Annotated in this window: 18 protein-coding genes; 10 read left to right on the forward strand and 8 right to left on the reverse strand. The window is 49.4% G+C overall.

Going from position 1 to position 20347, the window contains the following annotated elements; all coding sequences use genetic code 11:
- Positions 1 to 324 precede the first annotated feature (324 nt).
- From K7P01_RS00530 to K7P01_RS00540, 3 genes are all read right to left on the reverse strand, one after another.
- Positions 325 to 1509 carry an ATP-binding protein gene (locus K7P01_RS00530; protein WP_267288734.1) on the reverse strand — a complete coding sequence of 395 codons (1185 nt, stop codon included), beginning with the start codon at positions 1507 to 1509 and terminating at the stop codon, positions 325 to 327.
- 142 nt (positions 1510 to 1651) lie between these two features.
- Positions 1652 to 2452, reverse strand: a complete 801-nt coding sequence (locus K7P01_RS00535; protein WP_267288736.1) for a hypothetical protein — start codon at positions 2450 to 2452, stop codon at positions 1652 to 1654.
- 370 nt (positions 2453 to 2822) lie between these two features.
- Entirely contained in the window at positions 2823 to 3023 is a 201-nt protein-coding gene (locus K7P01_RS00540) for a hypothetical protein (RefSeq protein WP_267288738.1), read from the reverse strand.
- Between the two features lie 240 nt (positions 3024 to 3263).
- Between K7P01_RS00540 and K7P01_RS00545 the strand changes: the two genes are divergently transcribed.
- From K7P01_RS00545 to K7P01_RS00555, 3 genes are read left to right on the forward strand one after another with little or no spacing between them, the layout of a single operon-like run.
- Positions 3264 to 4025 (forward strand): hypothetical protein, encoded by a 762-nt coding sequence (locus K7P01_RS00545; RefSeq protein ID WP_267288740.1) that lies wholly within the window; start codon positions 3264 to 3266, stop codon positions 4023 to 4025.
- Between the two features lie 5 nt (positions 4026 to 4030).
- Entirely contained in the window at positions 4031 to 4453 is a 423-nt protein-coding gene (locus K7P01_RS00550) for a DUF5675 family protein (protein WP_267288742.1), read from the forward strand.
- Between the two features lie 25 nt (positions 4454 to 4478).
- Positions 4479 to 4739 carry a hypothetical protein gene (locus K7P01_RS00555; protein WP_267288744.1) on the forward strand — a complete coding sequence of 87 codons (261 nt, stop codon included), beginning with the start codon at positions 4479 to 4481 and terminating at the stop codon, positions 4737 to 4739.
- 55 nt (positions 4740 to 4794) lie between these two features.
- On the opposite strand, the gene K7P01_RS00560 is transcribed toward K7P01_RS00555, so the two are convergent.
- The 3 genes from K7P01_RS00560 to K7P01_RS00570 all read right to left on the reverse strand — a co-directional run bounded on the left by K7P01_RS00560 (position 4795) and on the right by K7P01_RS00570 (position 6930).
- Entirely contained in the window at positions 4795 to 5406 is a 612-nt protein-coding gene (locus K7P01_RS00560; RefSeq protein WP_267288746.1) for a P-loop NTPase family protein, read from the reverse strand.
- Positions 5407 to 5420: 14 nt separating this feature from the next.
- Positions 5421 to 6320 carry a hypothetical protein gene (locus tag K7P01_RS00565; RefSeq protein ID WP_267288748.1) on the reverse strand — a complete coding sequence of 300 codons (900 nt, stop codon included), beginning with the start codon at positions 6318 to 6320 and terminating at the stop codon, positions 5421 to 5423.
- 136 nt (positions 6321 to 6456) lie between these two features.
- Positions 6457 to 6930 (reverse strand): hypothetical protein, encoded by a 474-nt coding sequence (locus K7P01_RS00570; RefSeq protein WP_267288750.1) that lies wholly within the window; start codon positions 6928 to 6930, stop codon positions 6457 to 6459.
- 392 nt (positions 6931 to 7322) lie between these two features.
- On the opposite strand from K7P01_RS00570, the gene K7P01_RS00575 reads away from it, so the two are divergent.
- From K7P01_RS00575 to K7P01_RS00600, 6 genes are all read left to right on the forward strand, one after another.
- The gene (locus tag K7P01_RS00575; RefSeq protein WP_267288752.1) at positions 7323 to 7727 is read left to right on the forward strand and encodes a VOC family protein; all 405 of its coding nucleotides are present in this window, start codon (positions 7323 to 7325) and stop codon (positions 7725 to 7727) included.
- Positions 7728 to 7886: 159 nt separating this feature from the next.
- Positions 7887 to 9008 (forward strand): sensor histidine kinase, encoded by a 1122-nt coding sequence (locus K7P01_RS00580; RefSeq protein ID WP_267288753.1) that lies wholly within the window; start codon positions 7887 to 7889, stop codon positions 9006 to 9008.
- Complete coding sequence (locus K7P01_RS00585; protein ID WP_267288755.1) at positions 8995 to 11376, forward strand: hybrid sensor histidine kinase/response regulator; 2382 nt, start codon at positions 8995 to 8997, stop codon at positions 11374 to 11376. The genes K7P01_RS00580 and K7P01_RS00585 overlap by 14 nt, the downstream gene beginning before the upstream one ends.
- A 23-nt stretch (positions 11377 to 11399) precedes the next feature.
- Complete coding sequence (locus K7P01_RS00590) at positions 11400 to 12815, forward strand: ATP-binding protein (protein WP_267288757.1); 1416 nt, start codon at positions 11400 to 11402, stop codon at positions 12813 to 12815.
- A gap of 20 nt (positions 12816 to 12835) precedes the next feature.
- Positions 12836 to 13264 carry a response regulator gene (locus K7P01_RS00595; RefSeq protein ID WP_267288759.1) on the forward strand — a complete coding sequence of 143 codons (429 nt, stop codon included), beginning with the start codon at positions 12836 to 12838 and terminating at the stop codon, positions 13262 to 13264.
- 13 nt (positions 13265 to 13277) lie between these two features.
- Positions 13278 to 13787, forward strand: coding sequence for a YfiR family protein (locus K7P01_RS00600; protein WP_267288761.1), 510 nt, complete (start codon positions 13278 to 13280; stop codon positions 13785 to 13787).
- A gap of 27 nt (positions 13788 to 13814) precedes the next feature.
- Here K7P01_RS00600 and K7P01_RS00605 read toward each other — a convergent pair whose 3' ends face one another.
- The gene (locus tag K7P01_RS00605) at positions 13815 to 16052 is read right to left on the reverse strand and encodes a TonB-dependent receptor plug domain-containing protein (RefSeq protein WP_317987595.1); all 2238 of its coding nucleotides are present in this window, start codon (positions 16050 to 16052) and stop codon (positions 13815 to 13817) included.
- A gap of 296 nt (positions 16053 to 16348) precedes the next feature.
- On the opposite strand from K7P01_RS00605, the gene K7P01_RS00610 reads away from it, so the two are divergent.
- Entirely contained in the window at positions 16349 to 18211 is a 1863-nt protein-coding gene (locus tag K7P01_RS00610) for a transthyretin-like family protein (protein WP_267288763.1), read from the forward strand.
- Positions 18212 to 18332: 121 nt separating this feature from the next.
- Here the strand turns inward: K7P01_RS00610 and K7P01_RS00615 are convergent, their stop codons facing one another.
- Entirely contained in the window at positions 18333 to 20264 is a 1932-nt protein-coding gene (locus K7P01_RS00615) for a PAS domain-containing hybrid sensor histidine kinase/response regulator (RefSeq protein WP_267288765.1), read from the reverse strand.
- Between the last annotated feature and the right edge of the window lie 83 nt (positions 20265 to 20347).

The following is a 20347-nucleotide window of genomic DNA, read 5'->3' on the forward strand; positions in this document are numbered from 1 at the left end:
GGATGATATTAATAGATTACATAAGAGAAGAAAGACGTTTAAAGCTAACGATAGGCACCGGTAGTTCTTCAACCGAGGCGTATTCATCGGTATATTAGATCATTCAACTGCGTAGGTTATAGTATTAGTTTGCTCAAATTACCACTGGTCCACGATTTGAGCGATGTTCTCGTGTACACATTGGGGAGTACGGAGCGGTCACACTCGACCCTATATGACCGAATCAACGCAATCACTCCGCAGTTCGATTTGGCGAATTTCCAGGTTCTTCTTTCGTTCCTGCTTTCAATTTAAGAAATCCGGGGATGCTAAAATGATCCTGAGTTAAAAAAGCTGGGCAGGCGATATTTTTAAAAACTCCTGCCATGGAACTCCGCTATTTCCAACTAATAAAACTTTATCTGGTTCGTGTTGCTTTTTAAACGCTTCCATTCCTGGCGCCTTCTGTATCGCCCCACTTTTCACCTCGATACCGACAATCTTTCCTCTCTTCTCCAGTACAAAATCAATCTCATCATTTCTATGACGCCAATAGTGCACAGTATAGCCTTCACTTAATTGATGGTTCACCAGATGTGCCCCAATAGCGGCTTCTACCCAGCGCCCCCATACGTCAGGTTTATTGTTAACTTCTCCAAGTGAAGCGCCCTGCTGTGCCGTTAGCAATGCAGTGTTATGTACCTGAAATTTCGGGCTCGATGATCGCTGTCGTAGTTGTTCACCCGTATACTTTTCTATTCCAGCTAGCAACCCAGCGGTATCCAGCAACTGCAGATAATGCGCCAATGTTGTTGTGTTACCAGCGTCCTGCAACTGCCCTACAATTTTAGTATACGACAATATTTGCCCCGAATACAAACATCCCAATTCGAAAAGCTTACGCAATAATGCCGGCTTATCGACACGGGTAAGCATGAGGATATCCTTTGAAATGCTTGTTTCAATGAGCGCGTCGTTTACGTATTTCTTCCATCGCTCTTCGTCAGCCGTCAAAGCAGCGGCTCCCGGATAGCCGCCAAACCAAACGTATTCCTCGGCAGTCACCCCAAACGCCGTCTCCATCTCGGCGAAGGACCAGTGACCAAGATAAGTAGTCTCAAATCTCCCGGCGAGTGACTCCGTCAGTCCTTGTTGCAAGAGCAAGCGGGAGGATCCCAATAAGATAACCTTTATGTTTTGCTTTGATCGCGTGTCCTCATCCCATAGCTTCTTAACGATCTCGCTCCAGTTGGTGATCTTCTGGATTTCATCAACGGCCAGAATGAATTCAGAAGCTTCTGAAGATCTGAGTTGGAAACGAGCCATTTCCCATTGTTGCTCCAGCCATACCTCCCCTGAATTAGCGACAGAATCCGCCGCTGCAAACAGGTGCGGTACGTTTAGTTTTGTTAAAACCTGGCCCGTGAGCGTGCTTTTGCCCACTTGACGAGGGCCCATAAGCACTTGAATGAAGCTTCTGGGTTCCAGCATCCTCTTTGTAAGTTGCTCAATATAAGGGCGTTCAAACATATTTTACAATTTACTTAATAAGCTGAGTAAATTTACTCAATAGTCTGAGCAAACTGCTATTCATGCAGTGCATTTTTTAGGCGGGCTTATAAAAGGTATGGCTTTCCACAACGCGCGCGGAAAGCCACCCCTACCCTTTTCATTACTTCAACGCCAATATCTTCGCACCCCCCATATGATCCAATAACTGCACCTTGTTGTCTTCCAGTAGCAGCCCGAACCGGACGCCGATCGAGAGCATCACGGTATAGGACTCGTCCGCAGGCACCAGGTCTGTGCTTAGGTCCAGCGTGATCGGCGGCGCGCCGTTTTGAGCGGGGTACCAGGGACTGGACACTTGCACCGGCGCGTACATGCCGTCAAACCAGTCCGGCGGAGCGTAAGCGGCTTTAGATTCCTGATACAGAATATCCGGCACGATACCTAACACCGCGGTAATACAAAAATAGGGATGCTGATGCGGCGGGAAGAAATTCAGGCCGCGCACCAGCTCGGAAATTTCCACGTGGGCGGAGCGTGTTTGGCGTGAAAGCGACCAGGTGATCGCCGTAAACAGCATGGTATCAAATGTACTCCGTTTGTTTAAGGGCAACCCTTGCAGCAGTGTGGGCATGGAGGTCAACCTGAACGCACGCTCGCCCAGTGGCCCTTCGGTGTCTTTTTGTTTTACATGTTTGAGTAAGCTGTTGATTTTGGCGGTGATGTTGTAGTTCGCGACGGAGCGAAGCGCCCCCAGCATAAACCGGATGTTTTTGCCCAGCATGACGCCTGCGCCAAATTCCTGGCGGTGCAGACGGTTGAGGGCATAGCCCGGTGAATTATTAATCGTGTCTTTCGACGGGCCGCCTGTGCGGCGAAGAATGATCTTGTCCGTGCCTTTCATTTTGTAGGCGGTCAGATCGCCCAACTTGCCGGTAAACGTAATGTCTCTGAGAAATGCCATACATGTTGTTTTTAAGGTTTGAAAAATTTTCTTAAAAAATGCCGCATGATGCCCGTCAGCGTCATGCTTGCAACGACCGGGATATTCCCTTGATCCAGGGATGTTCTACGCTATAAAGCAGTAGATCATCCGTGGTTCATGTGTGGAACATCTATGGAAGAACCCTGTGGCAGACTCGAAGGAAGGTCGTCTTTGAAGGCCTTTGCAAAGACACTGTTCCGATCAGCCACGAACATCCATCCCCTACGGTTGTCGCTATAAAACAACGCAAAACATTTCTTTTCAGGGTATCAAATCTGATTCAACATGTGGTCAACATGTGATCTGTGTGTGCTATAGATGTGATCGGAAGATGATCCGAAAGAAAATATTAAAAATTTGCCATGGCGCGCAACACTTCGTCTTCCGAGACGCCGGCATAGCGGCAATACTCCTGTACCGTAACGGGCTGGCCAGGGGCTTTGCCAAGCCAGGCACGCAGTTTCGCCATGCTTGCCCGCGCACGGCGCTCGCTCTTACCGGTCAGGCGCGCAATGTCTTTTGAATAAATAACGATCCGGTCGATTTTCATTTTCCAAATATACAAGTATATAGATTACATACTAAAAAATACCGGCGGTCATTCGCGGACATTTTAGGACGTTTTAGGACGAAACAGGACATAACATGACGAATTAGGAAATAACGGCCATCCGCGGACGCGTGTCTTTCACGGCTCGTATATACTTCTCTCTTTTGTGCTGTTGTTGCAACGACGGCTTAACCGGGGTGTGCCTGACACGACGGATTACAAAACAAAATAATAGTATATATGGCAAGACAAGATGGAGTGATTTTATTGAAGGGCCAATTGGGTGGCCTGTCGTTCTACAAGACCGCGAAGGATGGTCACCTGGCCCGGCAGAAAGGCGGCGTGGATGCAAAGCGGATCCGCACCGAAGCGGCCTTTGCCCGTACGCGTGAGAATGGCTCGGAGTTCGGGCGTGCCGGTCAGGCAGGGCGGTTGTTGCGCACGGCGTTTCGTGCGCTGCTGTTAAACTCGTCCGATAGCCGCACAGTATCGCGCCTGACGCAGAAGTTTACCGAGGTGATCCATGCCGACACTACCAGCGCGCGCGGCGCACGCAACGTGGTGGATGGTGACATGAGCCTGCTGCAGGGCTTTGAGTTCAACATCGATGGTAAGCTGCGGCAGACATTGCTGGCGCAGTACAGCGTGGACGTGAACCGGGCGACGGGATTGGTAACGATCAACGTGCCGCAGTTTGTGCCGGCCGAGCTGATCGCTGCACCCATCGGCGCGACGAACTTTCGTCTCGTGGCCAGCGTGTCGGAGCTCGACTTTGCCGCCGATCGTTATAACAGCGAAGTGGCCGAGAGTGAAGAGAACATCACGGGATTGGAACAGCCGGTGACGATCAACCTGCCGCTGGAGGTGGCCGTCGGTACCACAAGCCCGTTAGTCGTGGTATTGGGCATCGAGTTTTCGCAAGTGGTGAACGGTGCGATGTATGCGATCAACGACGGTGCGTATAACGCGCTGGCTGTGGTGGCGGTCGATGCGGAGGGCTAGTGGTAATGGAGCTGGAACTGTTCAGGATGTATTACCCTGACGGAACCAATGGGGAGATTCGATTGGCTGGTATTCTCCTATGCTATACGATCGAGCTCCCCTGGCTCCAGAACAGGCGGAACGTATCCTGTATTCCCGAAGGACGGTATAAACTACGCAAGCGTCTGACAGCCAAACGTGGACTGCACCTGCTGGTCGTGGAAGTGCCCGGCAGAAGCTGCATCCTGATCCATCCCGCGAACCACGCGAAGACGGAGCTGCAGGGTTGTATTGCGCCGGTGCTGGAGCTTACCGGTCCCGGGAGTGGTCGCCAGTCACGGCTGGCGAATGAGCGATTGAAAGACCTGGTGCTCGATGCGATTGATAAAGGAGAAGAAGTATATCTCACGATCTCGAAAACATCGACGGGGCGGGTAACGGTACTGTAAAACATGTAACATTAAAAAAACAAGTATGAACATTGTAGAGAGAGTAAAAGCGCCTACGCCGAAGTTTTTCCGCGTACTGCGTATCATTGGGTTATCGTTGTTCGCGGCGAGTGGTGCGATTGTGGCCGCGCCGATTGCTCTTCCGGCGGCGCTGGTGACAGTGGCCGGATATCTCACGGTAGCAGGGGGTGTACTGACGGCGGTGAGTCAAACGGCGGTGGAGACAGAAGAAAAAGGTGCGGCGTCGGATGACGAACAGGACCACGCGTGGTCTGAGGGTGAGTAAAGTAAGAGGCCTCCTTCGGGAGGCCTCTCTCGTTTAACGGACGGGCTCCTGTCGGTTAACGGCGTTTGTCGACGGTTTCGGGAGAGAAGGTAAGCTTGTTCACTTGTCTGCGTAGTCGCGACCGGACGCGATCGCCGTAGCACTCCTCCAGCTCATCGGGACCAAGGTTGGACGTCATGTGCGTGAGCATACCCTGGTTGATGAACAAGTCGTAGCGGCTTAAGATTATTTCGCCCATGACGTTGCACTCATTGCCAAAGTATTTCAGGTTGCGCTCGGAACCGAGGTCGTCGAAGCAGTAGGTCTTCGGTTTATTGGCGTGATACGACAAGCTGCTATACCGCTGGATGATGGCATAGCCTTCTTCCATGAATTCGAAGCTGACGCTGCGGCTGCTTCTCAGAATGAAGTTGCGCTCGGGACCAGGGATAGAGGTCATCAGTGTCATCAGCGAAGTCTTGCCGCAGCCTACGGGACCGGAAAGCAAAATGCCTTTGTTCAGGTCAATGTCAAGGCGGGCTGCCTCCTGTTCATCCCGGAGAAAATAGATCAGCAGTTTATAGATCAACGGCCGATCAATATCGTAAATCTGAAAGTCGGGGCCGAACTGTTTCTTGCCGTGTTTGGCGAGAAAGGACAGGCACCATTCGAAGTCTGAGGGTGTCATCGTGCTGGTGGTTATTACATGGGCTTATCATAGTCTATCTTCTTCTTACCGTCGCGGGCGCCGGGTGTTTGCAAAGAACCGGGCGTTGGTCTGTTGCTGGTTTTGGTTGCCAGACTGGCGTCGTTCAAAAGCCATTTTTGAACAGCCGCGTGCCAGTTCTCCATCAGTTGACCGCGGACCTTCCAACCAACGGCCTCGTGGTAATAGTAGAATTTTCTCGCTTCGAGCGCCGTGGAGCCCTGCGAAACAAAATACGCCGTAACCTCTTCCAGGTTTCCGGGCACGCCCCCGCCCCCCGGGCTGCTTTTTTTTTCAGCGGCCGGAGGCTGAAGAGTAATCTTATCCAAATCGTCCGCGGGTGCGTGTGCGCTCTCACGCTCTCTCGTTTGAATATCGTTTGGAGAGTTTATACTGTTTGTATTAAATGCGATTACTTGCGAATCATCTATCGCACCACTACCGGGGTCACTTTTGTTCTGATTCTGATCGGCCTCCGAACCACTTTTGCTTCTGTTTTGATCAGCATCGGGATCACGTTTGGTTCGATTCCTGTCAGTACTGGAATCTCTTTTGACATTTAGCTGCTCCCATAAAACAAAAGGTTTGGGGTTGGCAATGTCGAGCCGGTGCATTTGAATTTTGCTGGGACGATGCTTGCTTTGTGACGGCAAATAAAGCAGGTACTCCCATCGATTGAGATCATTCAGGCACTTGCGAAAGGTGGTTGTCGACCCGATGGCTGACAGGTCCATGACGTCGTTGCGGTACATCCTGAACGGGTTGTCAAATCGCTCGTCGTTCCACAGGTGGAAGTAGGCATAATACATGCTGATGTGATACGGGGTGAGGCGATCGTCGATTGGAATGTGGCGCGCGAAGGCCACCGAATGTTTGATGAAATTTACGTCAGACATATAAGTTTGATTAGTTTCGGCTAATGAAGTAAATAATTATATACAACGGTAGGGGTAGATCGGGGGTAGCAAGGGGGTAGTCAAACTACCCCCGCTTTAATTTTCGTGTAAAAACACTATTTTGTACCTACGTATATTAAATTTTTCGACGATCCATTTCCTGATTATCGATATACTCGATTATACGTATGCAAATGTCACGTACCTTCCGTTGCGCGGCAGGATCCTCGTAGAAGTTTTTTGCACGCGACTCACGAACAGCCTTGAGCAATCCCTTACGGGATGGATGGGGGGCACCGATCGTGCTGACATTTGCCACGATACGACCGCACAGGTCTGTGGCGTTTCGGAACGTAATGATCCCCAGGTTACGGGCAATGCCCAGAAACCAACCCAGGGTCTGTATGGACTCGTTCACGACGACACGTAAGAGATCACGTTGAACATCGCCCGGTACGTTAACAATATGTCCGTACAGCAGCGGCCCGATGGCGTCGGCGATCTCCTGATCGGATGGGTCGCGCTGGCCGGCGTGGCCATGAACTTTTTGAACAAGGTTGCGCAGCATGGGGCGCAAGGATTTGAATGCAGTGTCATCGACTGATTGCATAGCAGTAAAGGTTAATTAAAAAGTATTGGGCAATAGACCGCTGTTCTGTGCTACCCAAAGCACAGATCAGGAGAGAAACTTTTTTTTGGTTTTAGTGTCTGCTACCGGACAGGTGGAACACCTCGAAGCGAACGATGGCCCGGCGGGCCATAACGGAGCATGGCAGTGTGAACGTACATATCGTTAGTCAATCGGTTAAAAAATTGCATCATCGGGTATATCCGGCAGGAAAAGCTGTCGTCATTATACATACACCAAAACGCGGTATGGGCAGGAATGTTGTAAAATTCGGTATTTTTAATCACGATATTGTTGAAACCTTTTTCTGTATACCTTAAAAATACGGTACATTTATATACCTGATATTGCGGTGAACGAAAATCCATAAAACCATGGAATTACACGGTCCCCCCGGCTTTCGGATTGAGAATATAGCGCCCATTCTCAACGTGCAAGACATACCGCGCAGCGTAGGCTTCTACACCCGTGTACTGGGATTCAGCAACGCCGACTGGGGCACCGATCAATTCACCCTCATTCACCGCGACAAAACCGGTATATATCTCTGCCAGAATGGGCAGGGTTCATGCGGTACCTGGGTCTGGATTGGTTTTGACGGCAATATCTTCACACTGCACCAAACGCTGCAAGCCAACAACGTCAGGATTAAGCTCCCTCCCACTAACTTTTCATGGGCCTACGAAATGCAGGTCGAAGATCCCGACGGGCATATACTGCGATTCGGAACTGACCCCAGCGACAACGAACCTTTTGCCGATCAGCAAGTAACGTTCTGAAACTTTTGGCGTGCCTACAGGCTAATAAGATCGATTTGTACACTTTTCTCTGATCGCCGCGCATGTCCTGATTTATTCAAAATCAGGATTTCCCTTAATAAATAAAGCGTTATAAGCTACATTTTTACCTTTTGAAACAGACGCGACAGGCCGTACCGTATGACATTTTTTCCACCGGAAGTTTTGTATTCGAAACTTCTCATCGGATCGCTGATAAAGGTCATGCAGGAAGCGCTGCTGGTCCTTAATGCTTCCGACGAGATCGAAATTGCCAACCAGGCTGCAGCCGACATATTCGGATATTCCGACGGGGAATCCCTGCTGCGGAAAAACGTCCGGGAGCTGTACGCCTCGTCGAAGGATGCTGATCTAAAGGCTCCCTTCTTTCAGGAGGAAGGGCACTCGGACAAGTGGGAGGATCAGTTTATCCGAGAAGATGGGCGCATCTTCATTGCCTCATACTCCATCACCGTGATCCGCGACAACGAAAGCGGAAAACTGCTCAAGATCGTGCTGTTGCGGGACGTATCCGAGCAACGGAAAAACATTGAAATGATTGCTGAGTACACCAATTCATTGGAGAAAAACAACAAGGAGCTGGATCAGTTCGCGTATATCGTATCCCACGATCTAAAGGCACCGTTGCGGGCTATCAGTAACCTGTCGTCATGGCTGGAGGATGACCTGGGGTCTTCTTTGTCTGGGGAGAATAAGGATAATCTGGCAACATTACGGGGACGTGTTAAAAGAATGGAGGCGCTCATCAACGGCATTTTACAGTATTCGAAAGTGGGCCGGGAAAACGTCCCTTTCCAAACGGTGGATGTCGCAACATTATTAGAAGATGTTATAGAGCTGTTATCACCACCACCGCACATCCGGGTGGACATCACGGGGCCCATGCCGTGTATTGAAACGCCGCGGATTTTACTGCACCAGGTTTTTTCAAACCTGATCAGCAACGCCATCAAGTACAATGATCAGGAAGCCGGCGTAGTGTCTGTCGGGTTCACGGAAAAAGAAAGTTATTTTGAGTTTTGGGTGGAAGACAACGGCCCCGGTATTTCCCCCGAATATCATGAAACGATCTTTGTGATCTTCCAAACGCTGCAGGCGCGTGACAAATATGAAAGCACCGGCATTGGGTTGACGATTGTAAAACGCATCCTTGCCGCCGTCGGCGGTAAGATCAACGTGGTGTCTACCGTAGGAAAAGGAAGCAAGTTCATTTTCAACTGGCCGAAAACAACTCCTGAAAAAAGTAACCATGAAAAATCCTGATGCTCCGGAGCATTTTGTAAAACTGCTGGTTATCGATGATGACGAGGTGGACAAGCGTCAGCTGAAACGGGCCCTGAAAGCCAGCGGGTTTGAGTATGAGCTGACCGAGTATTCCGACGCGCTCAGCATCGCTGACATCAGCTTGCTAAACGCCTTCGACTGCATCTTCCTCGATTACCTGCTGCCGGGCGATACTGGTTTGCGCTTTCTGAAGAAGATCCGGGACGAGGGAATTGTGACACCCATCGTGATGATCACTTCCCAGGGCAACGAGAGCATTGCCGTAGAACTGATGAAGGCAGGCGCCTCGGATTATATCGTCAAGAACGAAATCGACGGTCAATCGATCAGCCAGGTGCTGCGAAACATGTTTCGCCTGAACAGCATGATGCGCGAACGGGAAGAGGCTTACTGCGCATTGCGAATAAGCGAGGCCCGCCTGGCAGAAGCCCAGGAACTCGCTAAAATCGGTAGCTGGGAGTTTGATGCCAAAAAAAACTCCTTCTATGTATCGCCCGAAATATACAATATCCTGGAGCTCGACCCTCAAACACCGATGACCTTCGAGATGTACCTGGCGGTGGTACATCCCGACGAAAGAGAAAAGGTTGATGCGGCGTGGAGAGGCGCGCTGGAAGGGAAACCCTATAATATGGATGTCCGGATCAATCCTCCGTCAGGGGTTAAATACGCGCATGCGCAGGGACGGTACATACCGGATTCCACCGGCGCGCTGGAGAAGATGATGGGCACCTTTCAGGATATTACAGACCGGAAACTCTTCGAGCAGGAGATGATGCGGGCGCGTGAGCTCGCCGAAAACTCCATGAAAGTAAAAGAGATCTTTCTGGCAAACATGAGCCACGAGATCAGGACACCCATGAACGCCATTCTCGGGTTCACGCGGCTGCTATTCGAAACGCCCCTTACTGCGGAGCAAAAAAGCTACATCGATGCGATCCACTTTTCCGGTGAGAATCTATTGGTCATTATCAATGATATCCTCGACCTTTCAAAGATACAGTCCGGGAAGACGACCCTCGAAAAAAGTGTGTTCAATATACGGGAGCTCGTGAACGGGATCGTCGGACTATTGCGTCCCAAAGCGCTCGAGAAAGGCATCAGTCTGACAAGTATCGTCCACCACCCGGTACCGACGACGATAAAAGGAGATCCTGTACGCCTCAACCAGATATTGACCAACCTAATCTCCAACGGGATCAAGTTCACCGAGAAGGGAGGCGTTACATTGGAAATAAACTCCAGTGCCCCGAAGAAACACCAATGCATCCTCGAGTTCAAGGTTCGAGACACCGGCATTGGAATTCCTGCCGATAAGCATGCTACCATCTTCGAAAGTTTCGTGCAGGCTTCCAGTGATACCACGAAAAAGTATGGTGGGACCGGACTCGGACTAGCCATTGTTAAAAATCTGGTGGAGCTACAAGATGGAAAGATCTCCCTCAGCAGCACCGATGGTCACGGGTCGACGTTTACCGTGCATCTTCCCTGCGAGGAGGTCACCCAGGAGAATAAGCAGCATCAGTCGTCGCCTCTGCGGACATCACCCGCCGTAGAATCACTCGAACAGTTGATCGGGGCAGAGATTCTTGTCGTCGAAGATAACCCACTCAACCAGATGCTGGCGCGGAAGGTCCTTCAAAAAGCAGGCTGCAACGTCGACATTGCATCCAACGGCCTGCAGGCGCTGGAACGGATTAAAATGAAACAGTATGAGGTAATCCTCATGGATATTCAAATGCCGGAGATGGACGGTTTTGAAACTACGCGGCATGTTCGCACCCAGTTACAGCCTCCTGTCTCGGAGGTACCCATTATCGCCATGACTGCCCACGCGTTCGGATCTGACGTCGCCAAGTGTCTCGCCGTCGGCATGAACGATTACATTTCCAAACCCTTTAAGGCGGACGATCTCTATCTGAAGCTTTTAAAGTTCGTTCAACCTTCCCCCACGAGGGTCGTCCCCTTCAAACGGAACGACGCACTTCCCCATCACAAGATCGACCTGAGTGCGCTTCACGAGCTCGCCGGAGACAACGACGTCTTCATCGACGAGCTTGTGTTGGAGTACAACCGGCAAACACCCGCCTTTGTTGAGAAGTTGAAAGGGTATACGAAAAGTCAGAACTTCGAAGCGATCCGGTTCATCTGCCATCAGATACGATACTCCTACGGGATATTGAGTATGGCGGCGCTTGACAAAGCATTGGACGAAATCTCAACGCTATTGAAAATGACCGACCCCGGGCCGGAAATGACAAAAGTTATCAAACTGGTCAACACGATCATATCCCTGATATCGGCTATCAACGAAGCTGTCACACGCGGGCTCCGCCGAACGGGTTAGCGGGCCAACTACACGGACGGAAAATGCTCAACAACCTCTCCATACGGACCAAGATCATCCTGGGGCAAACGATGCTGATTGCCATGGTGTCGTTGTTTATATATAGCTACTATCCTCACCAGCAGGAACGGGCCGCTATGAAGGCTATCGATTCGAAAATCCAAAGTGTGATTAATATGTTCGCGATCGGCGTCGGCATCGGCATGGGAGAAACCGATTTTGTCGCCGTCTCCGAAGCCCTCGAATGGGCTCATCAAGACAGTGCCATCGTCTACATTACGGTGCTTGATACTACCGGGAACAGCATCGCTTCTTTCAGCGCGCCCGGAACCGAAAAGATCGACGTGTCGAAAATTCCTCTCCGCGAGAAGCCGGTGGAAATCAACGGCACGCTTTTCTACAAAACAAAGATTCTCTATCAAAAGAGTACCTTCGGGATGCTAACGATCGGGTATTCATTGACTCAATTGCGGAATACCATCGGTCGGTTAAAACGTACCACCCTCTATTTCAGTCTGGGGCTTTTCATCTCTGGTGTCGTCTTCTCCTTTGCCGTCAGCAACATGATCAGCGGCAACATCCTTGAACTGGATGCCACGGTAAAAACCATCTCCAGTGGCGCCGAAAATGTGCGCGTAACGGTAAACAGTAACGACGAAGTGGGCAAACTGGGGCGCGCGTTCAACGCCATGCTCGAACGGTTGGAGCACTCGAGAAAGGACCTGGTCCGCCATTCCGAGCAACTCAAAAAGCAAAATGACGAGCTGAACCAGTTCAGCTACGTCGTCTCGCATGACCTCAAGGCGCCGCTTCGGGCAATCTTCAAATTATCCGAATGGATCGAAGAAGACATGCGCGAGTCGATGTCGGAAGAATCCAAAAAAAACATGCAGATTCTACGCGGGCGCGTATTCCGGCTGGAGGCGCTTATCAATGGACTGCTGCAGTATTCCAAGATCGGCAGGATCAACGTACCAACGGAACCGGTAGACGTTCATGCGATGCTCAAAGACACCATTGACCTCCTGAACCCGCCGGCGCATGTGCAGGTCACCATTCAAAAAGGGATGCCCGTGTTGAACACCAAGAAATATCTCCTGCAGCAGGTCTTTATTAATCTTCTTTCGAACGCGATCAAATACAACGACAAAGAGCAGGGCCGCATCAGCATCTCTTCGTCGAAGATCCCTGGCTTTTACCGCTTTACCGTGGAAGACAACGGCGTAGGAATCGCGCCCGCGTATCATCAAAAAGTATTCGAGATCTTTCAGACCCTTCAATCGCGCGACACGGTGGAGGGTACCGGCGTCGGTCTGTCTATTATAAAAAAAAGTGTCGAGGACATGGGCGGCACCGTAACCGTACAGTCAGAAGAGAACAAGGGGGCCGCCTTCAGCTTTACGTGGCCCGCAGCGCACCTAAAAAAAGTTCGATCATGACCCCCTTTAACCATTACGATATGACAAGCCTAGTGAACATACTCCTTGTAGAAGACGACGAGGTGGACATCATGAACGTCCAGCGCGCGTTCAGAAAAAACAACATCAACAACCCGCTTTTTATCACCCGGAATGGCATCGAAGCACTGGACGCGCTACAAGGTAAAAACCCGTCGATGATCATCCCCTCGCCCAGGGTGATCCTGCTCGACATCAACATGCCAAAGATGGGAGGCATCGAATTTCTCCGTGAGTTGCGAAAAATCTCCGAGCTCAGATCCGTCAGCGTTTTTGTAATGACCACGTCCAATGAAGAGAGCGATAAGATCGCGGCGTATGACCTGAACGTGGCCGGCTATATTCTGAAACCATTGTCGTTCGAGGGATTTATCAGTGCCGTGTCCATCCTAAATCACTACTGGCATTTATGTGAGATGCCGCAACTGTAGACACTTCCCGTGCATGCGTCGCAGATTAAAATATATTTCTTCGTTTATACTCCTGGTCGGCAGCGTGAATGCCAGCGGGCAGACGTCTTCCTACGGCGAGTTGCAGGCGGCTTATATTTTTAATTTTGCGAAATATATCAAATGGCCCGGCACCGCTACCACCTTCGTGATTGGTGTCGCGGGGGAAACCGACATCCTGGATGCGCTGCAGAACACGTTGAAAGGAAAAAAGGTGGGCGGTCGCGAGATCGAGATTCGCGCCATGAGCACGCTCGAAGAAGCTGCAGCCTGTCGTATTGTATACCTGCCTGCATCTAACTCCGGCGCTATAACCGATCTGAAACTGGCGGTCGCCGGAAAAAACGTACTGATCGTATCAGAAGACGATCTGATCAAACACGGGGCCTGCATCAGCTTCATCGTCGAAGACGACAGGCTTCGCTTCAAGCTCCGGAAAGCTGTGCTGAAAGCTGCGGGACTTGAAGCCAGCGAAGGATTGCTGAAGCTGGCGATCCTCCTGTAGCCTCCATGAAAGAACTCGTGCGTTTTGTCACTCAAGCTTCGCCCGAACACCAATCGTTGCGCGAAGGAGGTTTTGAAAACTTCCCTCCGCGTCCAAATCCCGGGGCAGTGTAGCGACATACCGTTGGTTCAAAGCATTTTGGATACTCATAAAAATTGTGACGTACCCCTTATGCGTATATCCTGCCGATATATTTACCAACGAATACCCAGCCGCAGTTTCCCGCTTTTCCTCATCCTGAGGACGGAGTTGATTCATGCGCTGGCGGCCGGACTGTAACAGACGGACAGAAAAATTAACCAGCTTATACTTTCCGTCTATGCCCAATCTGTACTGCCACGGAGTGATGGCCGGCTGCTCTACGTCATTTGCGGAGGACGCAAGGTTCGACTCCACCCCTTCCAGATAACTTAACGACGAATAGGCCATCAGCCTGGTCCGGCCGACAGTAAAGGTAGCGTTGACCCGCAGGTTTCCGCCATAATTATGTTGTGAGCTTTTGTTCATGGGAACTTCAATGTAGTCCACCTCCCAGCCCAAAAATTTGTTGCCGTATAAATTGGTATTTCCCTCGTCGGCAACATTCTGAATGATGTTACGGATCGTTGTATTGTATGCCGTAAGTGTGATACTAACATCTTTACCGATTTTTTGATTTACACTTACCTCCACGGTATGCGAAGTGATTGGCTTTAGATTTGGGTTGGGCAGATGCCAGTGCCTGGAGCGGTATGTGGCCCCCGAATCGGTAGAATAAAACGACCCATAGGATTCATATGTCACCATCGGCGATGGCGCCAAATAGGCAGTGCCATAGAGCACCTTGATTGTCGTTTTTTGAAACGGTTGAAAAACCGCTCCAATGCGTGGGTTAACCGTTGCGCCGAATCTTGAATTGTAATCATACCGGCCGCCGAGGGTAAAGGACATCTTCTTTACCGGATTATACTGAAGCTGGACATACGACCCCACATTGGTATATATAAGTGGAAAGAATTTGGCCTCAATGCCGGGATTACCGTCATAAACGGAATTAAGCAGAACACCGCTTCTTGCCCGGCTTCGGTTTACCGGATACTGTAGCTCCGGTGTTTTAGGAAGAGACTGAAAAATCTCATACGTCGCACCCCCCGTAAGACCGATTTTTTCAGAAAAAGCATAAATAAGTTGCTGCTCAATTTTTTGCATGGAGCCGGTGCTATACTTATAGCCATGCTCCATCCCCCCATAAAGATTACGGAAGTTCGATTTGGGGTTTACTTCATAAAAGCTGGCGGTGAGTGTGCTGACAGACTTTAAATCGCCGGTTTCAGTCGTATAGTTCGCACTTGCCGTGGTCACGCCATGGCCGTAAAAAACGTTACGGTTAAACACCGCGTCGTCCGGGCTGAGCGTTGTTGACGTGGGCACAGCCACATAGTGATGCAGGAGCATCAGGGAAAAACCACCCTTTTCGATGGATGAATACACATTGTAGGCCTTCAGGGGAGCCGCGAACTCAGGATTCACCGTACCAGGGCGGGGAGTCATTGGGCCCAACGCGGTGTTGAATACGCCAGTCTCGTGTGAGCCCATACGAAAATAATCCGGATAGCTTTTCGAAAAATCAGGCTGGGCATCATACGAATACAGTCCGGCTATGCAAAACTTCAGGCCGTTCTTCAAATTTCTGTTAAGAACTAAAGAAGTGTTGCTATAACCCTGTGTTCCGCCTATGGCCGTTGCCGTCAGCTCATTTTCTTCACCGGCCTTCCGTGTAATGATATTGATAACACCCCCCATAGCATCCGCTCCATACAGAGCCGACCCGGGTCCGTACACTACTTCGATTTGTTTCGCCAGGTAGATAGGATAGTTTTCAAGAACTGGGAGCGGCTCGTTCGTAGGGGACGAAATTCGTACTCCGTCTATCAAAATCGTAAAATAATCCTGTCTGGAAATGCCCCGTATGCCCACGGGGTTGTAAAACTGCGGGTCGGACTTATCTTTTACCAAAAAGTCGGGCAGATCGTTGAGCACCTCTGCGAGGTTCCGGTAGCCTCTCAGTTCGATAAGATCTTTTGTGATCACTAATACAGTAGCCGGCGCCTGTTCCTGTTTCTGACTATTACGGGTGGGCGTGACAACGGTCACGTTCATGAGGTCTTCGAAAGATAAATCCAGCAGCTTGTCAAGCTTTAGTGTATCCGATGACTGGGGCTCCTGGGCAACAGCTGACGTGAGGAAGAAGATGCAACCTGTGGCCGTGAGAAATTTCCGGATCATTACTGTCGTTTGGGGGTTATTTTAACATGAAGCGGTTTTATCCCGTGACGATACGCATGTAAAATACCTTTTTGAGCGGTAGCGTCTTATCAGGGAATTGCTGATTTGTAAAAATCAGGGATGCCCGCGCAGGGTCTTGTATTCTTAAAGAATGAAACTAAAATCCAGGCATTCCGTACAATGCTTATAATTTCATTCTAATTAAAGCCCATCATGGCAGTCGCAAAACGAGCTGTCATGATGGGCTTTTTTTGTTTACCAAAAAAAAGTAGTCAAAAACAAACCCTCTAAATTTTATGAAGTACATCATTAAAGGACACCTTTGTGGTCATTTGTGTGACGATTGTTCAGAATCGTTAGCCGGCGTGGAAGTATTGCTCTATCTGCCCTGGCAAAAAGAAAGGATAGTAGAAACCACCGTTGCCGACACGAAAGAAACATTTCACCTGGTAGAAAAGGAAGAAAAAGCAGCCAGAAAAAGTTTGCTGATTGCGACCACAAAGACCGATGAAAATGGAGATTATCAATTTACCCTGGATGAAAAATATGGCAAGACCACATCCTTTGATATTGATTTTGTGTGTGGACAGGTACCTGGCAACAAGAAATCCATAAAAGAGCCGCTGCAGTTTCATCTTACTACGATCTTTGCGCAATGGCGGCTCGAAAGAGAAACGGATAATTACTATTTCCAATGGAGGTATTGTATCGCAGCAAAATGGTGGTGTCATATTCGTGGTCACTATTTTGACGCCTGGGTAATTTGCGGGCACATGTATGTATGCGGTACAAAGACGCCTATACCCGGCGTTAAAGTAACCGCCTGGGACGCGGACTTCTTAACGGATGACAACCTGGGCAGCGCTGTCACAGACGTTAACGGGCACTTCAGAATTGATTATACGTCGCGTGATTTCAAACAAACGTTCTTGTCGCCCTGGATAAATGTGGAAACGGACAAGGGTAATCCGTTCACATTCCAAAGCGGGCCGGATGTGTATTTCAAGTACGAATACAACGGCTCAGCAATACAGGGTGAGACTTCTGCTAACCGTCGAAAAAATGTTGGTTATTGTCTCTGTGTAGAGCTTTGTCTGAAAGAAATAATTGTTCCGCCCACCGGTATTCCGGCTTCCTTTACCAAGATCGGTAATAATGGAAATCACTTCATCAACGAGCTCGTAGCCAGCGGAAACCCCAATGTGATTGCACTGGCCACTGGAAAAACTCCGGCCGGGCAGGCTTTTTTCAGCTGTATTAAATTGCGCGGTAGCCTCACCCAAAAATTAAATGGCGCTGCGATGGAATATAGCTTCGATACCATCGAGACGAACGGCCCCGGCGGACCGGAAATCGGTGTATGGAAAAAAGTAACGGCATCTCAAATGTGTGAAGCGGAAATCGGGACATTCTTCACGTTTACCGGCGACCCGATGAATCCTATCAGCATTACGCCATACAAAGTGGGTAATGTGAGCGGAGGTGTCGATGGCAGTGGCTGGATAGCAGTACCCCAGGCTTCCAATTTTGCGCCCAACATTAATGGCGAATTGCTGAGCCTGAATACCGATACGCTGAATGGTGGAATAGTAAATATGGCTGGACTCGTTCAGGGGCAATCTACCACTACCCTTGCTGCTCTTCAGCAAAATCGTTTTTTCAAAATACGTATGAGAAAACGTGCGGTAGGCAACGCCGCTTCTGAAGTAACGGCGGGGGTTTCCAACCCGGTAGCAATGTTCAACACTATTTATCAAAACGTTCCGCAGTTTGGCTCATGGATGCCCCAAACCTCAAATGAGCGAGGTGTCGCGTGTATTGATATTCAGGAAATGATCGGTGGCGGCGGAGGTACCGGATGTACACCGATCACGGACGCGCTTCACGTAAACTATACGGCCGCCAATCCCAACATGGGAGCCGTAAGCCTTACGCTCTATGGGCCCGGGGGACCGTACTCGATTCAAAATATTTCTCCGGTAAACTCGGTACCCGAAACCTTTGGAACGGCTACAGAATTACACAACCCTGCCCTGGTACCGGTTAGCACTTTAGACAAATGTGCATACACGGTCATCTTTTCGGTTGAATTGAAACTTACCAATGGAGAGAACCAGCATGGTAATATTGAAGATTGGTTATCCTTCTGTAAGAATTAGGTTTCATTGAGAGCAGGTCTAAGGGCGAGTGCGGGCGCTACAAAAAACAGAACGAATCTGTTAGCGCTTACACTCGCTCTGTTTTCTGTAGACCGCGGGTTGCCGTGCTGTTGTTAAAAAATCACGTGGCATCGCTCTCGATATACTTATTTACGGTTTCAAAAAAATGCTGTTCCGTATAGGGTTTTGTGATGTGATAGTTCATTCCCGAAGCCAGACTTTGTCGTATGTCATCTTCATAGCCGTTGGCCGATAGGGCAAGTATGGGCATCGTGAAATTCAGTCTGCGCATTTCGGCCGTTGTTTCATATCCGTTGATCCCCGGCATTTGGATATCCATGAGTACCAGATTGAATTGCGTTCTTTTAACCAAATCGATTGCGTCGAATCCGCTTTGGGTGATCGTAACCTCGGCACCGAATTTTTTTAACATCTTCTTTGCCACTAATAAATTCATCGGATTATCATCTACCACCAGGATCGTGACCGGGTTTTTAAAGGCTAATTTCTTTTGAGTATTTGTCGTTTGCGTTTCACTTGGCAATCTACCGGGCACATTCAAGGTTAATGAAAAACGGAATATTGAACCTGTATTCCGTACCGGGTCTGCCGGACTCTCCACGGAAACACTTCCTTTCATCTGCGCCAGCAGGTTCTTCACGATACTTAGCCCAAGCCCGGTGCCGCCATACTTCCGCGTGATGCTATCATCTGCCTGGGTGAAGCTCTGGAAGATCAGGTCCAATTTTTCCTTCGGTATGCCGAAGCCGGTGTCGGTAACCGTACCGTGGATGACTAATTCCGCCGATTTGCGCGCATGAAGTGCCAATCGGATATCTATACTTCCTTCCTCCGTAAATTTGATGGCATTGCTAATCAGGTTTGTCAGTACCTGTGATACGCGTGTAGGGTCTCCGATTACTTCTGCCGGAATTAACGGATCGATGTGACAGGATAGTGTAAGTCCCTTTTGATCGGCAAGAAATTTATACGAATTAACAGTGGCAGAAATTGTTTTATGAAAATCAAACGTGATGCTCTCTAACTGAAGCTTCTTGTTTTCAATCTTGCTCAGATCGAGAATGTCGTTCACTAAGCGCGCCAGGCTCTTGCCGGATTCATGAACAACTTCCAGGTAGCCGCGATGCTCATCGGAAATTTGCTCTCCCAGCATAATTTGTGTGAGCCCCAGTATGCCATTCAGCGGCGTGCGTATTTCGTGACTCATGTTTGCCAGAAACTTACTTTTGGAGTTGTTTGCCTCTTCGGCAAACTCCTTCGCTTCCTGTAGGGATTGCTCGATCTGCTTACGTTCTGAAATGTCCTGAATTGTTCCCTTCAAATTAACGACAGCGTTAGTTTCGTCCGCGAGCGCTTCGCCAATGCAAAGAACATCTTTTACGCTTTGGTCATCCTGAACGATCTTCATCTCTAACACAAAATCCTCCTTTTTTTCAATAGCGGACCGGATCAGGTGGTTGAGCTTCGGCAAGTAATCCTTATGTACCTTCTTTCTGAATGCGTCAAACAGGTTAGCGGTATCATTTTTGGTTAAGCCCAAAATCCGGTACGCCTCATGAGACGCTTTTAACGTCAATAACGAACCATCCAGCTCCCAGCTACCCACCTTGGCAATGGATTGTGCCTCATTAAGCTTGTTCCGCTCAGTTTCCAGTTCCAGTTTTGAGGCAGTAGTTTGCTGTAATTCTTCGCCCAGGATATTTATACCGGTAGCAATGGCGTCCATGACGGTGCCGTTTTCTGATATCGAAAGTTTTTGTGTGAAATCATGGTTGGCAAACGAGCTGATCACTTCGATGAAACTATTGACGGTTTGCTCGTGCGTCTTTTCTACACTGTTCAACTGTACCTGGTCCGCCCACTCATTGAGGTGGGCCGCAATTTTCGCCAACGGACTATCGTCAAAATCAATAACAATGCGTTTTGAAAAATCCCCATTCGCCATCGCCTCGCTTAATTCCAATACTTTCTGCAGCAACTGGATATCAACAGCTATGGTTCCAGTCTGAGCATCATCCTTCATCTTTGCCATTTACCGTAGCATTAAAAGTATTCGTTTTTGATCCTCTACTTCAGTCAGTCCTGCCACCGACGACACCTACTGAAATCCCTCGC

The organism is Parachryseolinea silvisoli, assembly GCF_021190955.1.
GTDB classification, from domain to species: Bacteria; Bacteroidota; Bacteroidia; order Cytophagales; family Cyclobacteriaceae; genus Ohtaekwangia; species Ohtaekwangia silvisoli.

What these genes read in the sequence shown, in the direction of transcription:
- K7P01_RS00530 (WP_267288734.1), bottom strand. Translation starts at nt 1,509, where the DNA reads ATGTTTGAACGCCCTTATATTGAGCAACTTACAAAGAGGATGCTGGAA.
- K7P01_RS00535 (WP_267288736.1), bottom strand. Translation starts at nt 2,452, where the DNA reads ATGGCATTTCTCAGAGACATTACGTTTACCGGCAAGTTGGGCGATCTG.
- K7P01_RS00540 (WP_267288738.1), bottom strand. Translation starts at nt 3,023, where the DNA reads ATGAAAATCGACCGGATCGTTATTTATTCAAAAGACATTGCGCGCCTG.
- K7P01_RS00545 (WP_267288740.1), top strand. Translation starts at nt 3,264, where the DNA reads ATGGCAAGACAAGATGGAGTGATTTTATTGAAGGGCCAATTGGGTGGC.
- K7P01_RS00550 (WP_267288742.1), top strand. Translation starts at nt 4,031, where the DNA reads ATGGAGCTGGAACTGTTCAGGATGTATTACCCTGACGGAACCAATGGG.
- K7P01_RS00555 (WP_267288744.1), top strand. Translation starts at nt 4,479, where the DNA reads ATGAACATTGTAGAGAGAGTAAAAGCGCCTACGCCGAAGTTTTTCCGC.
- K7P01_RS00560 (WP_267288746.1), bottom strand. Translation starts at nt 5,406, where the DNA reads ATGACACCCTCAGACTTCGAATGGTGCCTGTCCTTTCTCGCCAAACAC.
- K7P01_RS00565 (WP_267288748.1), bottom strand. Translation starts at nt 6,320, where the DNA reads ATGTCTGACGTAAATTTCATCAAACATTCGGTGGCCTTCGCGCGCCAC.
- K7P01_RS00570 (WP_267288750.1), bottom strand. Translation starts at nt 6,930, where the DNA reads ATGCAATCAGTCGATGACACTGCATTCAAATCCTTGCGCCCCATGCTG.
- K7P01_RS00575 (WP_267288752.1), top strand. Translation starts at nt 7,323, where the DNA reads ATGGAATTACACGGTCCCCCCGGCTTTCGGATTGAGAATATAGCGCCC.
- K7P01_RS00580 (WP_267288753.1), top strand. Translation starts at nt 7,887, where the DNA reads ATGACATTTTTTCCACCGGAAGTTTTGTATTCGAAACTTCTCATCGGA.
- K7P01_RS00585 (WP_267288755.1), top strand. Translation starts at nt 8,995, where the DNA reads ATGAAAAATCCTGATGCTCCGGAGCATTTTGTAAAACTGCTGGTTATC.
- K7P01_RS00590 (WP_267288757.1), top strand. Translation starts at nt 11,400, where the DNA reads ATGCTCAACAACCTCTCCATACGGACCAAGATCATCCTGGGGCAAACG.
- K7P01_RS00595 (WP_267288759.1), top strand. Translation starts at nt 12,836, where the DNA reads ATGACAAGCCTAGTGAACATACTCCTTGTAGAAGACGACGAGGTGGAC.
- K7P01_RS00600 (WP_267288761.1), top strand. Translation starts at nt 13,278, where the DNA reads ATGCGTCGCAGATTAAAATATATTTCTTCGTTTATACTCCTGGTCGGC.
- K7P01_RS00605 (WP_317987595.1), bottom strand. Translation starts at nt 16,052, where the DNA reads ATGATCCGGAAATTTCTCACGGCCACAGGTTGCATCTTCTTCCTCACG.
- K7P01_RS00610 (WP_267288763.1), top strand. Translation starts at nt 16,349, where the DNA reads ATGAAGTACATCATTAAAGGACACCTTTGTGGTCATTTGTGTGACGAT.
- K7P01_RS00615 (WP_267288765.1), bottom strand. Translation starts at nt 20,264, where the DNA reads ATGGCAAAGATGAAGGATGATGCTCAGACTGGAACCATAGCTGTTGAT.